The sequence below is a fragment of the Aeromonas sp. R1-2 genome (genome assembly GCF_040908505.1).
GTDB lineage: Bacteria > Pseudomonadota > Gammaproteobacteria > Enterobacterales > Aeromonadaceae > Aeromonas > Aeromonas veronii.
Genome location: NZ_JBFODU010000011.1, coordinates 25,575 through 42,760 on the forward strand (window position 1 = coordinate 25,575; position 17,186 = coordinate 42,760).

The following is a 17,186-nucleotide window of genomic DNA, read 5'->3' on the forward strand; positions in this document are numbered from 1 at the left end:
GCTTGCGCTAGAAGAAGCCGAGCGGGTTGATGTCGTGACTTACCAGCAGGTTCTTGGTGTTCTGGTAGTGGTCCAGCATCATCTTGTGGGTCTCGCGGCCGATCCCCGACTTTTTGTAACCGCCAAAGGCGGCGTGTGCCGGGTAGGCGTGGTAGCAGTTGACCCAGACCCGGCCAGCCTGAATGCCACGCCCCATGCGCCAGGCCAGATTGCTGTCGCGGGTCCACAGGCCTGCCCCCAACCCGTACTGGGTGTCGTTGGCAATGGCCAGAGCATCCGCCTCGTCCTTGAAGGTGGTGACCCCGAGTGCCGGCCCGAAGATCTCCTCCTGGAACACCCGCATCTTGTTCTGACCGGAGAAGATGGTGGGCTGGATGTAGAATCCCCCCTCCAGTCCGCTCACCTTGGCCGGGCCGCCGCCGATCAGCATCTTGGCCCCTTCGCCGCGGCCGATCTCCATGTAGCCCAGGATCTTGTCGAACTGCTCGCGGGACGCCTGCGCCCCCACCTGAGTGGCGGTATCGAGGGGGTTGCCCTGAACGATGGTGCGAGCACGGGCCAGCACCCTGTCCATGAAGTCGTCATAGATGCTGGCCTGCACCAGCGCGCGGGAGGGACAGGTACACACTTCCCCCTGGTTGAAGAAGGTCATCAGCATCCCTTCTACCGCCTTGTCGATGTAGCTGCTCTCGTGCTGCATCACGTCGGCGAAATAGATATTGGGGGACTTTCCCCCCAGCTCCACGGTGGAGGGGATCAGCTTGTCGGCGGCGCAGCGCAGGATATGGGCGCCCACTTCGGTCGAACCGGTGAAGGCGAGTTTCTGGATCCGGTTGCTGGTGGCCAGAGCCTGACCTGCCTCGGCGCCGAAGCCGTTGACCACGTTGACTACGCCGGCAGGCAGGATGTCCTTGATGAGATCCATCATCAGCATGATGGTGACCGGGGTCTGCTCGGCGGGCTTGAGCACGCTGCAGCAACCGGCCGCCAGCACAGGGGCAAGCTTCCAGGCGGCCATCAGCAGCGGGAAGTTCCACGGGATGATCTGGCCGACCACGCCGATGGGCTCCTTGAAGTGGTAGCTGACGGTGTTCTGATCCAGCTCGGCGGCCGAGCCCTCCTGAGCACGAATGCAGCCAGCGAAGTAGCGGAAGTGATCCACCACCAGCGGCAGGTCGGCGGCCAGGGTTTCACGCACCGCCTTGCCGTTCTCCCAGGTTTCGGCGATGGCGAGCCTTTCGATGTTCTGCTCGATGCGATCGGCGATGCGCAGCAACAGGTTGCTGCGCTCGGTGACGCTGGTCTTGCTCCAGCTGGTGAACGCCTTGTGGGCGGCATCCAGCGCCAGCTCGATATCGGCGGCGTCGGAGCGGGCGACCTCGCAGAATACTTTGCCATCCACCGGCGAGATGTTTTCAAAGTAGCGGCCGGCGCGAGGAGCCACCCACTCACCGCCGATGAAGTTGTCGTAACGGGATTTGAAGCTGACCAGGGCACCTGCCTGACCGGGAGCGGTATAAATCATCTCATCATCCTTTATGTGTGTGATCCTGACCGGGCTGACTGACAGACCGGTTGCCAGCTGATATCGCAAGGGGCGTGCCAAAGGGTCTGACCAGCAGGTAAAAGGTTACAAAAACGTTATCAAATGGGGTGTGGCGGCGTATCTTGGTTAACCAATGATCACGGCTATTGCGATAAAACTGTACCGTTTCTGGACAGTGGCCGAGACAGTCGTGCTGTTTGTGAACAGGAGGCGTGATGAGTGAGTCACTTCAACCCGGTCCCGGTCCGATCCAGCGTTCCTGGCAGCGTTGCCTGCATCAGGGGCTGAGCCGTCAGCAGAGCGCCGATCTGGACTTGCTGCCCCAGGGGGAGCTATCGGCCCGTCAGGAGCAGCACAGGGCGCTGATCGCCTGCTTCCAGCGCTTCGTGCTGCCGCTGTTTGCCCAGTTGCTGGCGGGTCGCCCCTGTCGCCTGTTGTTGTGTGACGGTGAGGGGGCCATTCTGGCCGCCAGTGGTGATGAGGGGTTCGCCCGCCATGCCGAGCGTATCTTTTTGCGCAGTGGCGCCCGCTGGGGGGAGGCGAGCAAGGGCACCAACGCCATCGGTACCGCGCTGGCCGAGCAGAGCGAAGTGCAGGTGCTCGGCAATCAGCACTTCTTCGCCCAGCACAGCTTCCTTAGTTGCAGCGCTTGCCCGTTGCTCGGGCCGGATGGGCAATTGCTGGGGGTGCTCGATATCTCCACCGATGCGGCCCATCACGACGGCGACATGCTGGGCACGGTGCGGCTGCTGGCCATGACCCTCGAAAACGCACTATTGGCGCGTCAGCCGGGCTGGCTGGTGGATCTCGATCCCCAGAGCCTCTGGTCCGCTCGCCTGTTGCTGGGAGAGGAGGGGGAACTGCTCGGTGCCAACCGGGCAGGCCGACTCTGGCTCGGTCAGCACCCTTTTGATGGCAGGCAACTGCTGCGCGAGGGGCGTGGCTTGCGGCTGGTGCCAGAAGCGGACGCGACACCTTCCTGCACCGTGCTGCCGGGTCACTCAAGCCCGGTGCTACCTCCGCAGCAGGTGCCGCTCAAGATGCTGGAGCGCGGCATTTCGTTGCTTATCGAGGGGGAGACCGGCAGCGGTAAAGAGCATCTGGTGCGGGCCCTGCACCGAGCATCGAGTCGGCGGGATCAGCCACTGGTGTGCGTCAACTGTGGCGCGTTGCCAGCAGATCTGGTGGAAGCCGAGCTGTTTGGGTATGTGGGCGGTGCCTTCAGCGGTGCCCGCAGCCAGGGCAGTCAGGGTTATCTGCGCGCAGCCCACGGCGGCATGCTGATGCTCGATGAAATTGGCGAACTGCCGCTGCAGGCTCAAACCCGACTGCTGCGGGTGTTGCAGGAACGCAGCGTGACACCGGTTGGCAGTCACAAGCCGGAGGCGGTGGATTTCTGGCTGGTCAGTGCCAGCCACCGGGATCTGGCTGCCATGGTGCAGAGTGGCGCATTTCGCGAAGACCTCTATTACCGGATCTGCGGCTGGCGCCAGCAGCTGATGCCGCTGCGCCGTTGGCCTGCCGCTGAGCGTCTGGAGCTGATCCAGCGACTGTTGACAGAGATGGACCCGACTCTGCGTCTGACCCGCGATGCGGAGCAACAGCTGCTGGCCCATCCGCTACCCGGCAACGTGCGCCAGCTCAAGCAGGCACTGGAAGTGGCCTGTGTGCTGGCTGAGGGGTTGGGCTGGATTGAGCCCGACCACCTGCATCTGCCCAGTGTGGCCACAGAGCCCGGCGCCTTGCCGATGGGGGAGGCGACCAGCTTGCGTGAACAAACCCGGCGGCAGGTACAGCAAACGCTGGCGGCATGCGGCGGCAATGTGAGCGAGGCCGCGCGCCAGCTGGGGATCAGCCGTACCACCCTCTACCGGACGCTGCGCGAAGCCCCTTGAGTGCTCACTCCCCCTCACCGGTTGTTTTCAAGACGCACATGATGGCTGGAGCCCTGCCCATCCAGCCGCTATGATGCGCCCTTGCCGGGGCATTGCGCCCGTTGACTCATCCGTTGAGGATTTTCTGCCATGTCACAACATATAGGGGCGCTGACCCTGCTGGTGGCTGATTACGATCAGGCCATTCGCTTTTTTACCGAGGGACTTGGCTTTGCGCTCCTGGAGGACACTCGGCTCGATGAACCGGGCAAACCGGGCAAGCGCTGGGTACGGGTTGCCCCCAAAGGCACCCCCGGTTCCGCGTTGCTGCTGGCACAAGCGGCCAATGCGCAGCAGCAGGCCGCCATCGGCCAGCAGGGCGGTGGCCGGGTATTTCTCTTCCTCGAGACCACTGATTTCTGGGGGGATTACCAGCGTATGCAGGCGTACGGTGTTCATTTTTGTGAACAGCCTCGCGACGAGCCTTATGGCACTGTGGTGGTATTTGAGGATATCAGCGGCAACCGCTGGGACTTGTTGCAACGTACTGCTGCCAACTGAATCTGAAAACGTTTATCATCCCGCCTGTCATAAAGTCATAAAAGTGTCACAGAAAATTCTAATAATTGGCGCACCCATCTTCACAGAGGAGAGAGAAGGGAATGGCTAAGCGAATTCTGGTGGTCGAGGACGAAGCACCGATCCGCGAAATGCTCTGCTTCGTGTTGGAGCAGAAGGGATATGAGACGATTGAAGCGGAAGATTACGCCGATGGACTGGCGAAGGTGCGCGAACCCTACCCCGAACTCATCGTGCTCGACTGGATGATGCCGGGCGGCAGTGGCATCCAGTTTATCAAGCAGCTCAAGCAGGATGAGGTGACGCGCCAGATCCCGGTGGTGATGCTCACCGCTCGCGGTGAAGAGGAGGACAAGGTGCGTGGTCTGGAGGCCGGTGCCGACGACTACATTACCAAGCCGTTCTCGCCCAAGGAGCTGACCGCTCGCCTCCATGCGGTGATGCGCCGCGTGTCGCCCACCTCGGTGGATGAGGTGATCGAGGTGCAGGGGCTGAAACTCGATCCTGTCTCCCACCGGGTCAGTGCCGAAGAGAAGGCGCTCGACATGGGGCCGACCGAATTCAAGCTGCTTCACTTCTTTATGACTCACCCCGAGCGGGTCTACAGCCGTGAACAGCTGCTCAATAATGTCTGGGGTACCAATGTGTACGTCGAGGACAGAACCGTGGATGTGCATATTCGTCGCCTGCGCAAGGCGATTGAAGAGACAGGGCACGACAGATTGATCCAGACGGTGCGTGGAGCCGGATACCGCTTCTCAACCCGTCTCTAGAGGCAGTTATGTTGCAACCTTACGCCTGGCGGCGACAGTTGTGGCGAATGGCGTTTTTTTACGCCCCCTTCGCATTGGTTGGCTGGTTGATTGATCATCTTGCCCTCTGCCTGTTGGTGGCGGCCGTGTTGCATCTGGGCTGGCACTATCGCTTCCAGAAGCGGCTCTCTGACTGGCTGTGGCACGACCGCAGCCTGGTGCCCCCCAGCGGCAATGGCAGTTGGGAGTACATCTTCAACGGTATCTACAAGCTGCAGCAGCGTCACCGCGCCCGGCGCCGCGAGCTGGCGGGGCTTATTCGCCGCTTCCGGGAGGGTGCCGAGGCGCTGCCCGATGCCGCCGTAGTGTTTCGCACCGATGGCAGCATCCTCTGGTGCAACCGGCTGGCGGAGCAACTGCTAGGTTTTCGCTGGCCGGAGGATGCTGGCCAGCATATCGGCAACCTCATTCGCAATCCGGCCTTTAACGCCTATCTGGGCAAGGGGGCGTATGACGAGCCCCTCGAGATGCACTCCCCGGTCAACGAGGAGAAGTTTCTCGAGTTTCGCATCATGCCCTACGCCTCGGATCAGGCGATGCTGGTGGTGCGGGATGTCACCCGCTTGCGCAGTCTCGAGAAGACCCGCAAGCACTTTGTCTCCAACGTCTCTCACGAGCTGCGTACTCCGCTGACCGTGCTCAAGGGTTATCTGGAGATGACCGAGGAGCCGCCCCCGCCCGCCATGTGGGCCAAGGCGCATCGGGTGATGATGGAGCAGACCATCCGGATGGATAATCTGGTCAATCAGCTGCTCACCCTCTCCCGTATCGAGGCGGCCCCGACCGTGGATCTCTCCCATCTGGTGGACATGCCTGCCATGCTGGGACTGCTGGAGCAGGAGGCGCGAGCGCTCTCGGGCGAACGGGCCCACCAGCTCGAATTTGTGGTGCAGCCCAATCTGCTGGTGCGCGGGGATCAGGAGCAGCTGCGCAGTGCCGTCTCCAACCTGGTCTATAACGCCATCCACTACACCCCGGCGGGGCGAAAAATTACGGTGGAGTGGCGCAAGCAGGGGGCGATGGCGCTGTTTGCCGTGAGCGATGAAGGGGAGGGGATTGCCCCCGAGCATCTGGCGCGGCTGACCGAGCGGTTCTATCGGGTCGACAAGGCACGCTCGCGCCACACCGGCGGCTCAGGCTTGGGCCTTGCCATCGTCAAGCATGCCCTCAGTCATCATGACTGCCAGCTCGATATCGAGAGCCGGGTCGGCCTTGGCAGCCGCTTCAGCTTTCTCATCCCGAGTCGCATGGTGGTGATCAAATAGTCTTTTATGGCAATGAGTTAGCTGCAAAAAGAGGGCCTTTGAACGGGCCCTCTTTTCATTTGTTCAAATCTGTCGCCATGTCATTAAAGTGTCACATTAAATCCATAAATTTGTCACTGCCAGGTCAGATACTGGCGCCGTCTTAAGAACGGACCTTCTGTAACTTTGGAGAGATTGGATGAAACTCAACAAACTGGCTGGTGTAATCGGATTCACCGCAGCAACCCTGTTTTCTGTCAGCGCCCTGGCTGCCGGTGTGGATAAAGACCTGCCGGATTACACACCGACCAGCGGCATTTCGGGCAACCTGTCCTCTGTCGGCTCGGACACCCTGGCCAACATGATGACCCTGTGGGCCGAAGAATTTAAGCGTTTGTACCCCAACGTCAACGTGCAGATCCAGGCCGCCGGTTCTTCTACCGCCCCGACTGCCCTGACCGAAGGTGTTGCCCAGTTCGGTCCGATGAGCCGTGCCATGAAGGCCGGTGAAGAGGAAGCTTTCGAGAAGCGTTACGGCTACAAGCCGACTGCCATCCGCGTCGCAGTCGATGCCCTGGCGGTGTTCGTCAACAAGGACAACCCCATCAAGGGGCTGACCATGCCGCAGATCGACGCCATCTTCTCCAGCACCCTCAAGTGCGGCGAAGCCAAGGCTGCCACCAAGTGGTCTGATCTGGGTCTGGATGGCAACTGGTCCAGCAAGGATCTGCAACTGTTCGGTCGCAACTCCGTATCCGGTACCTACGGTTACTTCAAGGAGCACGCCCTGTGTAACGGCGACTTCAAGAGCGGCGTGAACGAGCAGCCGGGTTCTGCCTCCGTGGTGCAGTCTGTCTCTGCCTCCCTGAACGGCATCGGCTACTCCGGTATCGGTTATGTCACCTCCGGCGTGCGTGCGGTACCGCTCTCCAAGGATGGCAAGACCTTCATCGAAGCGACCTCCGATAACGCCATCACTGGCAAGTATCCGCTGTCACGCTTCCTGTACGTTTACGTGAACAAGCATCCGAACAAGCCGCTCTCCCCGATGGAGCAAGAGTTCGTCAAGATGATGCTCTCCAAAGCGGGCCAGAACATCGTTGCCAAAGATGGCTACGTGCCGGTGCCGGCCAAGGTGGTACAGGCTGACCTGAAAAAGCTGGGTATCATGTAACTGCCTGCAGTCAGCATGCCCTGATAAAACGAGCCCCAAGCGGGCTCGTTTTGTTTTTGGCGGTTGTCAGTTTTGTTAATAGCGCTGGATGGATATTTTTCCGCCAGCCGGGGTTGGCTCCCTTGCGCAGCAGGGCGGCATTTCCGAGAATAGGGCAACGTTATGGCAAAGGATCCCTTCATGATTGCGTCCCTCACCAAGTTTGGCATGGTAGCCCTCTGTAGTTCCCTGCTGGTCGCCTGCGCCCAGTCGCCGACCGGCCGCAGCCAGATGCTGCTCTACTCTCCCCAGCAGATGAATCAGCTGGGCGCCGACTCCTTCGAGCAGATGAAAAAGCAGGAGAAGGTGAGCAAAGATGCCAAACTCAACGCCTATGTCTCCTGTGTCGCCAAGGCGGTGACCGCCCAGGTGCCGGCCAGCTATGGCATCACCAACTGGGAAGTGGTGGTGTTTGACTCCAAACAGGTCAACGCCTTCGCCCTGCCCGGCGGCAAGATCGGGGTCTACAGCGGCCTGCTCAAGGTGGCCAAGAATCAGGATCAGCTGGCGACCGTCATCGGCCACGAGCTGACTCACGTGCTGGCCCAGCACTCCAACGAGCGACTCTCGCGCAGCCAGCTGGCGGGGATCGGTCTGGCGGCTGCGGACATTGCCATGGGCACTAGCGAGTATCGCGGCGCCACCATGGCCGCCCTTGGCCTCGGGGTCGAGGTGGGGGTGATGTTGCCCTATGGCCGAACTCAGGAGAGCGAAGCGGATCGGCTCGGACTTGAGCTGATGGCGCGTGCCGGGTTCAATCCGGCCGAGGCGATCCCCCTGTGGCAAAACATGAGTGCCGCCGCCGGTGGCAACACGCCACCGCAACTGCTCTCTACCCACCCGAGCAACGAGAACCGGATCGCCGAGTTGCAGGCGCAACAGGCGCAAGTGCTGCCGCTCTATGAGCAGGCCCGCGCCAACGGTCTGGTGCCCCAATGCAAGGCATAAGCCTGCGCATGGCGCGCAGCGACGATGCCGCCGCCATGACGGTGATGCAGCGAGCCAGCTGGCTCGCTGCCTATGGCCAGGTGCTCGGCGCCGACCTGCTGGAACAGCTCGATGTCACCGCTCATCTGCAGATTTGGCAGAGCCGTCTGGCCGAGCCGGGCCCAAGGCCCATGCTGCTTTGTCTCGATGAGGTGGTGATTGGCCTGCTCTACTGGCAACCACAGCAGGAAGCGGGACAGAGTCATGCCCTGATCCGCGCTTTTTACCTCCATCCCGACCACTGGCGACAAGGTTATGGTAAACGGCTGTGGCAGGCGGTGGCGATGCAGATGCGCCGAGCCGGTTGCCATAGCGTCAAATTGTGGCTGCTCGATGGCAACCACATCGGCGAGGGGTTCTACCTGCGCCGTGGCTTCGTTTTTGATGGCGAGGAGCGCACCCTGATAAGCCTCGGGCAGCCCTGCCTGCAGCGACAAATGAGCCGTTTGCTCTGATCACTCTCCCGTTTTTAGCCCCCGGTCACTTTATTTTTTTTGCGAATTAATACAATGTTCCCCTTGGAACAGAGTGGAATAAACACGGGCTGACAAGGGAGTGCTGGCATGTATTACGGCTTTGATATCGGTGGCACCAAGATCGCTTTTGCGGTCTATGACGGTGCATTGAACCTCTGCCACGAGGAGCGCATGAGCACCCCGGGCAACGATTACGAGGGCCTGCAGCAGCTGATCCGCTCCCGGGTCGAGCAGGCGGATGCCCGCTTCGGCGCTCGGGGCTCGGTCGGCATCGGTTTCCCCGGTGTCATCAACAGCCACGATCACAGCATAGTGGCGGCCAATCTGCCCTCCATCAATGGTCGCCATCTGGGCGCCGATCTGGCCGAGCTGCTGGAGCGGCCGGTCAAGGTGGATAACGACGCCAACTGCTTCCTCTGGTCCGAAGTGCATCAAGGGGCAGCCGACGGCGCCGGCAGTGCGCTCGGCGTCACCATTGGCACCGGTATCGGCGGCGCCGTCTATCTGGCGGGCAAGCTTATTCAGGGGCGCAACTGGCTGGCTGGCGAGATTGGTCACTACCCCTTGCCCGCGACCATGCTGATGAAGTATCCCGAGTTGCCCCGTCCCCGTTGCGGCTGTGGCCGTCTGGTCTGTTTTGAAACCTATGCCTCCGGCACCGGTCTGGAGCGTCTCTATCACCATTTCCATGGCCAGCGTGCCACGGGTCACCAGATTGTGGGACGCTTCGAGGCCCATGAACCCCATGCGGTCGAGACGGTCGAATGCTGGCTGGAGATCATGGCCGCCGGGCTTGCCACCGCCATTTCGGTGATTGATCCCGAAGTGGTGGTGTTGGGGGGCGGCCTGAGCGGCCTGCCCGCCCTCTATGAACAGCTGCCGCTGCGTCTGCCCGGTCACTTGCTGCCCGGGGTCGCCCTGCCCGAGATCCGCCAGGCCCGCTTCGGCGGCGCCGGCGGTGTACGAGGCGCAGCCTTGCTCAATCTATGAGATCAGATGTGGGGTCTGATCTCCCCGAAAAAGGAGTCCTCATGACCCGTCTTGAAATCTGTATCGACAACCTGGAATCCCTGTTCACCGCCCAGCAATCCGGGGCGGATCGCATCGAGCTTTGCTCTGCGCTGGGTCTGGGGGGCCTGACCCCCTCCTACGGTTTTATGCAGCAGGCAGCCCGCCACGCCACCGTGCCGGTGTACGCCATGATCCGCCCGCGCGCCGGGGATTTTTGCTTCAACGACGGCGAGTTCGAGATGATGCTACAAGATATCGCGGCGGCACGCGCTGCCGGTTTGCAAGGGGTAGTGGTCGGTCTGCTGGATGAGGAGGGGCGGGTGCCTGCCGCCAGGCTCAAACAGCTGGTGGATGCCGCAGGACCGTTGGGGGTTACCTTCCATCGCGCCATCGACCTCTCCTCCGACTGGCGCCTCGATCTGGAGACCATAGTTGCTGCCGGTTGCGAGCGCATTCTGAGCTCGGGCCATGCGCCGACCGCGTTGGCTGGGTTGGAAACCCTGCAGGAGATGCAGCAGGCGCTGGCGGGACGTGCCAGCCTGATGCCGGGGGCCGGGGTCAATGCCGACAACGTGCGTACCATCATCGAGTTCACCGGGGTGAGCGAAGTGCATATGTCCGGCATGGGCTGGCGTGGTGGCATGGTGCCCCATGGCGTCAATATGGGCACCTCGGATGACGGTCGGGTCAATATCACCGACGGCGCCAAGGTGGCTGCGGTCAGAGCCTTGCTGGATCGCGGTTAAGCAGATCGCCGCCGTTGGGCGGCGTTCATCCGCATCTTGTGTGAAGTTCCTCCCACTGACGGGGAAATCAGGGGCGCCCCCGGCAGCACCCCGGCCAAAAGTCTGATATTATCCCGCCTCTTTACTACATGGATCTGGAGCAACATCTCAATGTCCCAATACGACTCTATCGAACAGAAGGCCAGCTATGGCATCGGCCGCAACATGGGTGATCAGCTGGCGCAGCAAGCCTTCGCCGGTCTGGATATCCCGGCCCTGCAACAAGGTCTGGCAGATGCCCTGAATGGTCTGGAGTTCGCGGTCAGCCGTGACGATATCAATGATGCCTTCCAGGTGATCACTGCGCGTATGCAAGAAGAGCAGGAAGCCGCCGCCAAGGCCGCCGCTGCTGACGGCGAAGCCTTCCTGGCTGATAACGCCAAGCGCGCTGAAGTGAAGGTGACCGACTCCGGTCTGCAGTACGAAGTGCTGGTAGAAGGCAACGGTGCCGTTCCGGTAGCCGGTCAGTCCGTGCGTGTGCACTACCACGGTACCTTTACCCACGGTGGTGTATTCGACAGCTCCGTTGCTCGCGGCCAGCCGGCTGAATTCCCGGTGACCGGCGTGATCGCTGGCTGGGTTGAAGCGCTGCAGCTGATGCCGGTTGGTTCCAAGTGGAAGCTCTACATCCCCCACGATCTGGCCTACGGTGCCCGTGGCGCGGGCTCCATCCCGCCTTACTCTGCACTGGTATTTGAAGTCGAGCTGCTGGACATCCTGTGATCCTGCTGGCTTGATGCAAACGGCGACCCTCGGGTCGCCGTTTGTTTTTGGGCTATGTGATAGACAGCATTTGTCGCGACCAGCGGGCTGGAGAGCAGAAAAGGGCGGCAGTTTTGCGCTTTTGACTGGTTTTTTCAGAAACGGGAACAGGCATACTGCGACTCATTAGAGAGGATAAGGAGAACCCGATGAGCAAGAAGATGAAGAAAGTAGCGGGGCTTGCTCTGTTGCTGCTGAGCATTCCGGTCAGTGCTGATGCCATGCGCTGCAAGAACGCCCTGATCACCGAGGGAGACACCACCGCCGAGATGCTGCTCAAGTGCGGTGAGCCGATGTTGCGTGAAGAGCTCAACCGCAACGAGGAGAACCAGTTTGGCAACATGGTACAGGTCAAATATGGTGAACGCTGGACCTACAACTTCGGCAAGAACGAGTTCATGCGCTTTGTGACGGTGCGCAACGGCATCATTACCGATATCGAAAACGGCCCGCGCGGCCAGTAGCCGGCGGGCAAAGCATGGATGCACAACAGACAGTAGGGCAAGACCCTTTGACTCACATGTCCGGCAAGGGGTCGCGGTGACCAAGTTGTCTGACCGCCAGATTGATCTGGCGAGCCAGTCTTAGCCGCTGGCGGCAGGTCAGGCCATGGAGGCTGATCCTGCCCGCGTTGAATTCAAATGTCCCCAGCGACTCGATGGCAAAATAGCCTCGATGAAAGCTCTTGATGTAGCGAGCGATCTGCCGTGGGGATAACTGCTTGAATACCTTCATCACACGGTTCCCTGATTGCCTGGACAGGGCACACTATGGTGTCGGTCGATGACACTGATATGACGGTTTATAAAGATTTGCATGAATCCTTATTTTGCCAGTGAGTTCGGCAAATTGACGTCATCATCGAAAAAGTTGTGCCATGGCAAACCACCGCACCGATATACTGCGGGCTTGAATGGAACAAATAAAAGGGCCTGTGCGTGGAATGGGTTGATGTGGTGGACGGGAACAACCGGGTGATTGGTGTGGCCGAGCGAGCCGAGGTGCGGCGGGAGAATCTCTGCCATCGTGCCAGCTATATTCTGGTGCTCGACGACGCGGATCGGATCCTGGTGCAGCGACGCACCCTCAGCAAGGATTTCTGCCCCGGCATGCTGGATGCCTGCGCCGGTGGCGTGGTCACCACCGGTGAGGAGATGGAGCGCTCCGCCCGCCGCGAGCTGGCCGAAGAGCTGGGGATTATGGATGTTCCCCTGCAGGGCTTTGGCAGCTTTTATGCGGAAGGGGAGGGCTACCGGGTCTGGGGTGGCCTCTTCAGTTGCCGTTATCAGGGGCCGCTGCAGTTGCAGGCCGAAGAGGTGAGCGCGGTGCACTGGATGAGCCTGGCCGAGATTGCCGAGCGTGCCAGCGAATTTACCCCCGACTCCCTGCTCGCCATCGCCACCTGGCAGGCGAGACGCTAACGTCTCTCTTTAGATATTTTCTTTTCCAGTTCAGAGACAAGACGGGCAGCCTGATGGCTGCCCGTCTGCCTTTGTGCATTTACTTGGTCTGCTACACCAGCTTGAGGCGTCGGTTGGTGCGCCCGCAAGCGCTCGGCTTGGCGAGCCAGTGACCTTGCCAGTCGGTGGCTAGCCGCAGCAGCGGATACTCCAGATCGAGCCGGGTCACCACCAGCTGGCCAGTCTCGTAGCCACTCACAGGATTGCCGCTGGCGGGATCGATGATTTCGACGATGCAGCTTTCGTTGACGATAAAGCCCTGACCGGGCTGACTCTCGTAGGCCACCACCCCCACATCCTGCCACACCAGACAGTTGAGGGCCGCAATGCCGTGAATGGCGCGCAGCGGCGCGGTTTCGGGATGGGTGGCTTCGCACAACAGGGCGCGGCGCAGCGAGTCGCTCGGGATCTCCGCTGCTTCGGCCGCTTCCAGCAGGTCGAGCAGGGTCACCAGCGGGCCGACATAGCCGGTGGGTTGATAGCGCAGCAGTGCCTCCAGCTGGCGCTGGGTATCGTGGGGCCCGCAGGGTACCACGGGAGCCCCCAGCTGGCGGGCGCCGTTATCGAAGATAAAGGCGGTGGGGCCAGCATGATAGTCGTGGCCGTTGAGCATCACTTCCCCCGCCTTGAAGCCGGCGGCAAACAGCGCCCGGGCGGCGCCCCACCAGTCTGCCCCGGCATATTCGGGGATGGCCAGCTGGCCCGGACAGGAGAATACCCGCAGCGCCTGACTGGCCGGACGGCCGGTGAGACCGGCAAAGGGGGGATGAGCTTGCTGAGCGGCAAAGAGCTCTTTGCTGTCGAGCAGTGGCAGGGTGGCCAGCTCTGCCAGATCCTCGAGGCGGCACTGGCGATAGGCGCTGGAGTAACCGGCGCAATATTGACTGACATGGGTAAGCTGATGATTGAGCTGGTCCAGTTGCTGCTGTTCGCGCATGGCGGGGGGACGAATTTCCAGACCATCGTAATAGTGTTGCATGGGGCCTCCTGGCGCCGTGAAACCAGCTCAAGAGTAGTCTGCCCAAGGGGAAAATGCCTGCCGCTATCCATGGTCAGGATCAGAGCCGCTGTTAGGCGGCATCGTCACTCTGGGATAAACTGGCGACTTCCCATCACGACTCAGGACGAGAAATCATGATTGCTGTAGGACACCCCCTGCCTGCGGGCGAATTTACCTTTATCACCGCCGAGGGCAAGCAGCTGCGGGATAGCCAGACGCTGTTCGCCGGTAAAAAAGTGGTGCTGTTTGCGGTACCCGGCGCCTTTACTCCCACCTGCTCCAATGCTCATCTGCCCGGTTATGTGGTGCTGGCCGAGCAGTTTATGGCCAAAGGGGTGGATGCCATCTGTTGCCTCTCGGTCAACGATGCTTTCGTGATGCGGGCCTGGCAGACGGCCCAGAATGCCGAGGCGATCACCATGCTGGCGGATGGCGATGGCAGCTGGACCCGGGCGCTGGGCCTGGCCAAGGATACCGGCGCCTTTGGCGGCATCCGCGCCCAGCGCTTTGCGTTGATCGCCAACGATGGTGTTGTAGAGCAGCTGTTTTTGGAGGCGCCGGGCAAGTTTGAGGTCTCCGATGCCGCGAGCCTGCTGGCTGCTCTGTGAAATGTTAATCACGGTTTGATTTCCCCTTGAAATGGGAGGCGGCACAGCTACACTGGCGCCACTTTCCCATGGTGCCTGCCCGTTTGGGCTGGCGCTTCGTTGCAGATAATAAGAGATGAAGATCCTATGACCCTGGCTTTTGTTGCCCTGATTGCCGGACTGGCGCTGCTGGTCTGGAGTGCAGACAAGTTTGTCGACGGTGCCGCCGCCACCGCCCGTTATGCGGGGATGCCGCCGCTGCTGATCGGCATGGTGATCATCGGTTTTGGTACCTCGGCCCCGGAGATGGTGGTCTCGGCACTGGCGGCGTCCCAGGGCAATCCTGGGTTGGCGCTTGGTAATGCCTATGGCTCCAACATCACCAATATCGCGCTGATCCTGGGTCTGACGGCACTGATCAGCCCTATCGCGGTGGCCTCTCAGGTAGTGCGCAAGGAGATCCCGATCCTGCTCGGTATTACCCTGCTCTCCGGCGCCCTGCTGATCGATGGGCATCTGGGCCGGATGGATGCGGTCATTCTGGGGGCCGTCTTCGTTGCTCTGATGGGCTGGTCCATCTGGGCTGGCATGAATGGCAAGGGAGATGCGCTGGATACCGAGACCGCCGAGGATATCGAGAGCGAGGGGATGTCCCTCAAGAGCGCCATCTTCTGGCTGGTGGTCGGGCTGGTGCTGCTGATCGGTGCTTCCCGTCTGCTGGTCTGGGGGGCGGTGACCATCGCTCAGGCGCTCGGTATCAGCGATCTGGTGATTGGTCTCACCATAGTCGCGGTAGGGACCTCTTTGCCGGAGCTGGCCTCGTCCCTCATCGCCATTCGCAAGAACGAGCATGATCTGGCCCTTGGCAACGTGCTTGGCTCCAACCTGTTCAACACCCTGGCGGTGGTGGGGATTGCGGCGGGCATCCACCCGCTCGATGTGGCGCCGGAGGTGCTCACCCGTGACTGGAGCATCATGATGGGGCTGACTCTGCTGCTGCTGGTGATGTGTCTGGGCCGCAAGGGACAGGGCCGTATCAATCGGTTGGAGGGGGGCGTGCTGCTGACCTGCTTTGTCGCCTACACCGGCTGGCTGCTGACCAGTCAGTTTATCTGATAGGGGTTGGTGAAATGAGAGAGGGGGAAGCGCAAGCTTCCCCCTCTTGTTTTTGCCCAGTGAACCTGTTGGCGAGCGGTGTGCTCAGGCTACTGCCACCAGCTTCTGCCCCTTCTGGCTGTTGTCCAGAATGAGGATGCTGGCCTTGGGGAAGAAGTTGAAGGTGGAGGCGGAGGCCCAGGTGTAGGCGCCCATCACCTTGCCAACCACCAACTCGCCGATAGCCAGATCCGGCAGCATGATGCCATCACGGATCACATCCACGCTGTCGCAGGTGGGGCCGGAGAGCACCGAGTTGTGCTGCTCGCCACAGGCATAAGGCGTGCTCACCGGATAGGTGACGTGGTCATAGAGCTGGCCGTTGTAGCTGCCGTAGAGGCCGTCATCCAGGTAGTACCAGATCTTGTCGCCGCGGTGGGCCTTGCCCATCACGCTGGATACCGAAGTCATGGCCGGCGCGCTGATAAAGCGGCCCGGTTCGGCAATCTTCTGCACGGTTGCGGGCAGCTTGGCCAGTGCTTCGCGGATCGGCGCGCAGAAGCCGTCGATATCGAGCTCGCCCCCCTCATAATCCACCGGGAAACCGCCGCCGATATCCAGCACCCAGGGCTTGAGCCCAAGCGCCCAGGCCTGCTCCATGATCTCGCGGCAGGCGTCGATGGCCTGCACATGGCGACGGGCATGAGGCACTTGCGAGCCGACGTGGAACGACAGCCCCATCACCTTGAGCCCCTTGGCGTGGGCCAGTTGCAGCAGCGGCAGCGCCTGCTCCGGAGTGCAGCCGAACTTCTTGGAGAGATCGACCTTGGTCTCGGGGTTAGGGAAGCTGACCCGCAGCAGCAGTTTCACTTCGTCCTTGTAGGGAATGAACTTCTCCAGCTCCAGCGGGTTGTCGTAGACAAACACGGTGCAGCCAAACTCCAGCGCATAACGGATATCGCTGTCGCGCTTGATGGGATGGGTATGAATGCAACGTCCCGGGCGAACCCCCTGACTGCGCACCAGATCCACTTCGCCATTGGTGGCCAGATCGAAACAGGCCCCCTCTTCCTTCAAGACAGAGACCACCGCCTCATGGGGCAGGGGTTTGAGTGCATAGTGCAATCGTACATCGGGCAGGGCGGCTGCCAGTGCCCGATACTGTTTGCGGACGGCTGCCTTGTCGAGCAGCAGCAGGGGGGAGCCGAATTGTTCAACCAGCTGACGGTAATCTTGTGCGACCACATCTTTTGCAACCAGGGTCTCGTTCATTCTCTTTTGGTCATCCTTAGGGGGCGTGATATGCCCAAGCCATATGCGATTGAACCGGCGACGGCCGGGTCAGGCGAGCGGTCCGGTGGGACCAACCGAACACAGTGCATAAATTGATGGCAAAGTGCTTGGTTATGCAGCGGATTATCGGCTTATTGATTCTGTGTGCAAGCATTTTGATTGGATATGTCGGCAAGATTTTCTTGGCGAAACGAGAGGGATCACTGTTCTCTATCCGCCATTTTTCCCGTTTGGGCCACATTTGATCCGTGAGCGCCTAACTTGTTGATAGTTAACTAACATTTAACATTCTTGCCGCGGTTCTGGCGGTCACTAAAAAAATATAAATGGGGGCGGCCAAGTGCGAGACAGCTCACATTTTTTGGATTAACATGCCGACTTCCTAATCCAAACTAGTTCGGATGAAGGTAGCAGGAGAGCGATGGGCAACCATCCACCGAAGAAGTGAATCTTTCAGGTACC

At 60.7% G+C, this 17,186-nt stretch carries 18 protein-coding genes; 14 read left to right on the forward strand and 4 right to left on the reverse strand.

What is annotated here, in order from left to right:
- Positions 1-7: 7 nt before the first annotated feature.
- Positions 8-1,525 (reverse strand): aldehyde dehydrogenase family protein, encoded by a 1,518-nt coding sequence (locus AB5Y76_RS03230; RefSeq protein ID WP_005358870.1) that lies wholly within the window; start codon positions 1,523-1,525, stop codon positions 8-10.
- Between the two features lie 236 nt (positions 1,526-1,761).
- Between AB5Y76_RS03230 and AB5Y76_RS03235 the strand changes: the two genes are divergently transcribed.
- The 11 genes from AB5Y76_RS03235 to AB5Y76_RS03285 all read left to right on the forward strand — a co-directional run bounded on the left by AB5Y76_RS03235 (position 1,762) and on the right by AB5Y76_RS03285 (position 11,753).
- Positions 1,762-3,441: a sigma-54-dependent Fis family transcriptional regulator gene (locus AB5Y76_RS03235; RefSeq protein ID WP_263717937.1), complete on the forward strand. Its 1,680-nt coding sequence runs from the start codon at positions 1,762-1,764 to the stop codon at positions 3,439-3,441.
- A 129-nt stretch (positions 3,442-3,570) separates the two neighbouring features.
- On the forward strand, positions 3,571-3,981 hold the full coding sequence (locus AB5Y76_RS03240) for a VOC family protein (protein ID WP_106842433.1): 411 nt from the start codon (positions 3,571-3,573) through the stop codon (positions 3,979-3,981).
- 101 nt (positions 3,982-4,082) lie between these two features.
- Positions 4,083-4,772: a phosphate regulon transcriptional regulator PhoB gene (phoB, locus tag AB5Y76_RS03245; protein ID WP_005338414.1), complete on the forward strand. Its 690-nt coding sequence runs from the start codon at positions 4,083-4,085 to the stop codon at positions 4,770-4,772.
- An 8-nt stretch (positions 4,773-4,780) separates the two neighbouring features.
- Positions 4,781-6,076 carry a phosphate regulon sensor histidine kinase PhoR gene (gene phoR / locus AB5Y76_RS03250; protein WP_005338413.1) on the forward strand — a complete coding sequence of 432 codons (1,296 nt, stop codon included), beginning with the start codon at positions 4,781-4,783 and terminating at the stop codon, positions 6,074-6,076.
- A gap of 178 nt (positions 6,077-6,254) precedes the next feature.
- Positions 6,255-7,229 carry a PstS family phosphate ABC transporter substrate-binding protein gene (locus tag AB5Y76_RS03255; protein WP_005338411.1) on the forward strand — a complete coding sequence of 325 codons (975 nt, stop codon included), beginning with the start codon at positions 6,255-6,257 and terminating at the stop codon, positions 7,227-7,229.
- A 180-nt stretch (positions 7,230-7,409) separates the two neighbouring features.
- A complete protein-coding gene (locus tag AB5Y76_RS03260) occupies positions 7,410-8,216 on the forward strand; it encodes a M48 family metallopeptidase (RefSeq protein WP_005338409.1) in 807 nt (268 codons plus the stop codon).
- Complete coding sequence (locus AB5Y76_RS03265; RefSeq protein WP_005338408.1) at positions 8,204-8,710, forward strand: GNAT family N-acetyltransferase; 507 nt, start codon at positions 8,204-8,206, stop codon at positions 8,708-8,710. Before AB5Y76_RS03260 ends, AB5Y76_RS03265 begins: the two co-directional genes overlap by 13 nt.
- A 108-nt stretch (positions 8,711-8,818) precedes the next feature.
- Positions 8,819-9,721: an ROK family protein gene (locus AB5Y76_RS03270; protein WP_129504506.1), complete on the forward strand. Its 903-nt coding sequence runs from the start codon at positions 8,819-8,821 to the stop codon at positions 9,719-9,721.
- Between the two features lie 41 nt (positions 9,722-9,762).
- Entirely contained in the window at positions 9,763-10,488 is a 726-nt protein-coding gene (locus AB5Y76_RS03275; protein WP_110302688.1) for a copper homeostasis protein CutC, read from the forward strand.
- Between the two features lie 150 nt (positions 10,489-10,638).
- On the forward strand, positions 10,639-11,250 hold the full coding sequence (locus AB5Y76_RS03280; protein ID WP_005338405.1) for an FKBP-type peptidyl-prolyl cis-trans isomerase: 612 nt from the start codon (positions 10,639-10,641) through the stop codon (positions 11,248-11,250).
- Positions 11,251-11,438: 188 nt separating this feature from the next.
- Positions 11,439-11,753: a DUF2845 domain-containing protein gene (locus AB5Y76_RS03285; RefSeq protein ID WP_263717935.1), complete on the forward strand. Its 315-nt coding sequence runs from the start codon at positions 11,439-11,441 to the stop codon at positions 11,751-11,753.
- 52 nt (positions 11,754-11,805) lie between these two features.
- On the opposite strand, the gene AB5Y76_RS03290 is transcribed toward AB5Y76_RS03285, so the two are convergent.
- A complete protein-coding gene (locus AB5Y76_RS03290; RefSeq protein ID WP_005338403.1) occupies positions 11,806-12,024 on the reverse strand; it encodes a DUF1107 family protein in 219 nt (72 codons plus the stop codon).
- Positions 12,025-12,227: 203 nt separating this feature from the next.
- Here AB5Y76_RS03290 and yfcD point away from each other — a divergent pair, with 203 nt between their 5' ends.
- Positions 12,228-12,710: an NUDIX hydrolase YfcD gene (gene yfcD / locus AB5Y76_RS03295; protein WP_088869894.1), complete on the forward strand. Its 483-nt coding sequence runs from the start codon at positions 12,228-12,230 to the stop codon at positions 12,708-12,710.
- A 91-nt stretch (positions 12,711-12,801) separates the two neighbouring features.
- On the opposite strand, the gene AB5Y76_RS03300 is transcribed toward yfcD, so the two are convergent.
- On the reverse strand, positions 12,802-13,728 hold the full coding sequence (locus AB5Y76_RS03300) for a phenylacetate--CoA ligase family protein (protein WP_263717934.1): 927 nt from the start codon (positions 13,726-13,728) through the stop codon (positions 12,802-12,804).
- A gap of 155 nt (positions 13,729-13,883) precedes the next feature.
- Here AB5Y76_RS03300 and AB5Y76_RS03305 point away from each other — a divergent pair, with 155 nt between their 5' ends.
- Positions 13,884-14,357, forward strand: a complete 474-nt coding sequence (locus AB5Y76_RS03305) for a peroxiredoxin (RefSeq protein ID WP_216948184.1) — start codon at positions 13,884-13,886, stop codon at positions 14,355-14,357.
- 126 nt (positions 14,358-14,483) lie between these two features.
- Positions 14,484-15,452, forward strand: a complete 969-nt coding sequence (locus tag AB5Y76_RS03310; protein ID WP_005343920.1) for a calcium/sodium antiporter — start codon at positions 14,484-14,486, stop codon at positions 15,450-15,452.
- Positions 15,453-15,536: 84 nt separating this feature from the next.
- On the opposite strand, the gene AB5Y76_RS03315 is transcribed toward AB5Y76_RS03310, so the two are convergent.
- Entirely contained in the window at positions 15,537-16,703 is a 1,167-nt protein-coding gene (locus tag AB5Y76_RS03315; protein ID WP_263717933.1) for a type III PLP-dependent enzyme, read from the reverse strand.
- Between the last annotated feature and the right edge of the window lie 483 nt (positions 16,704-17,186).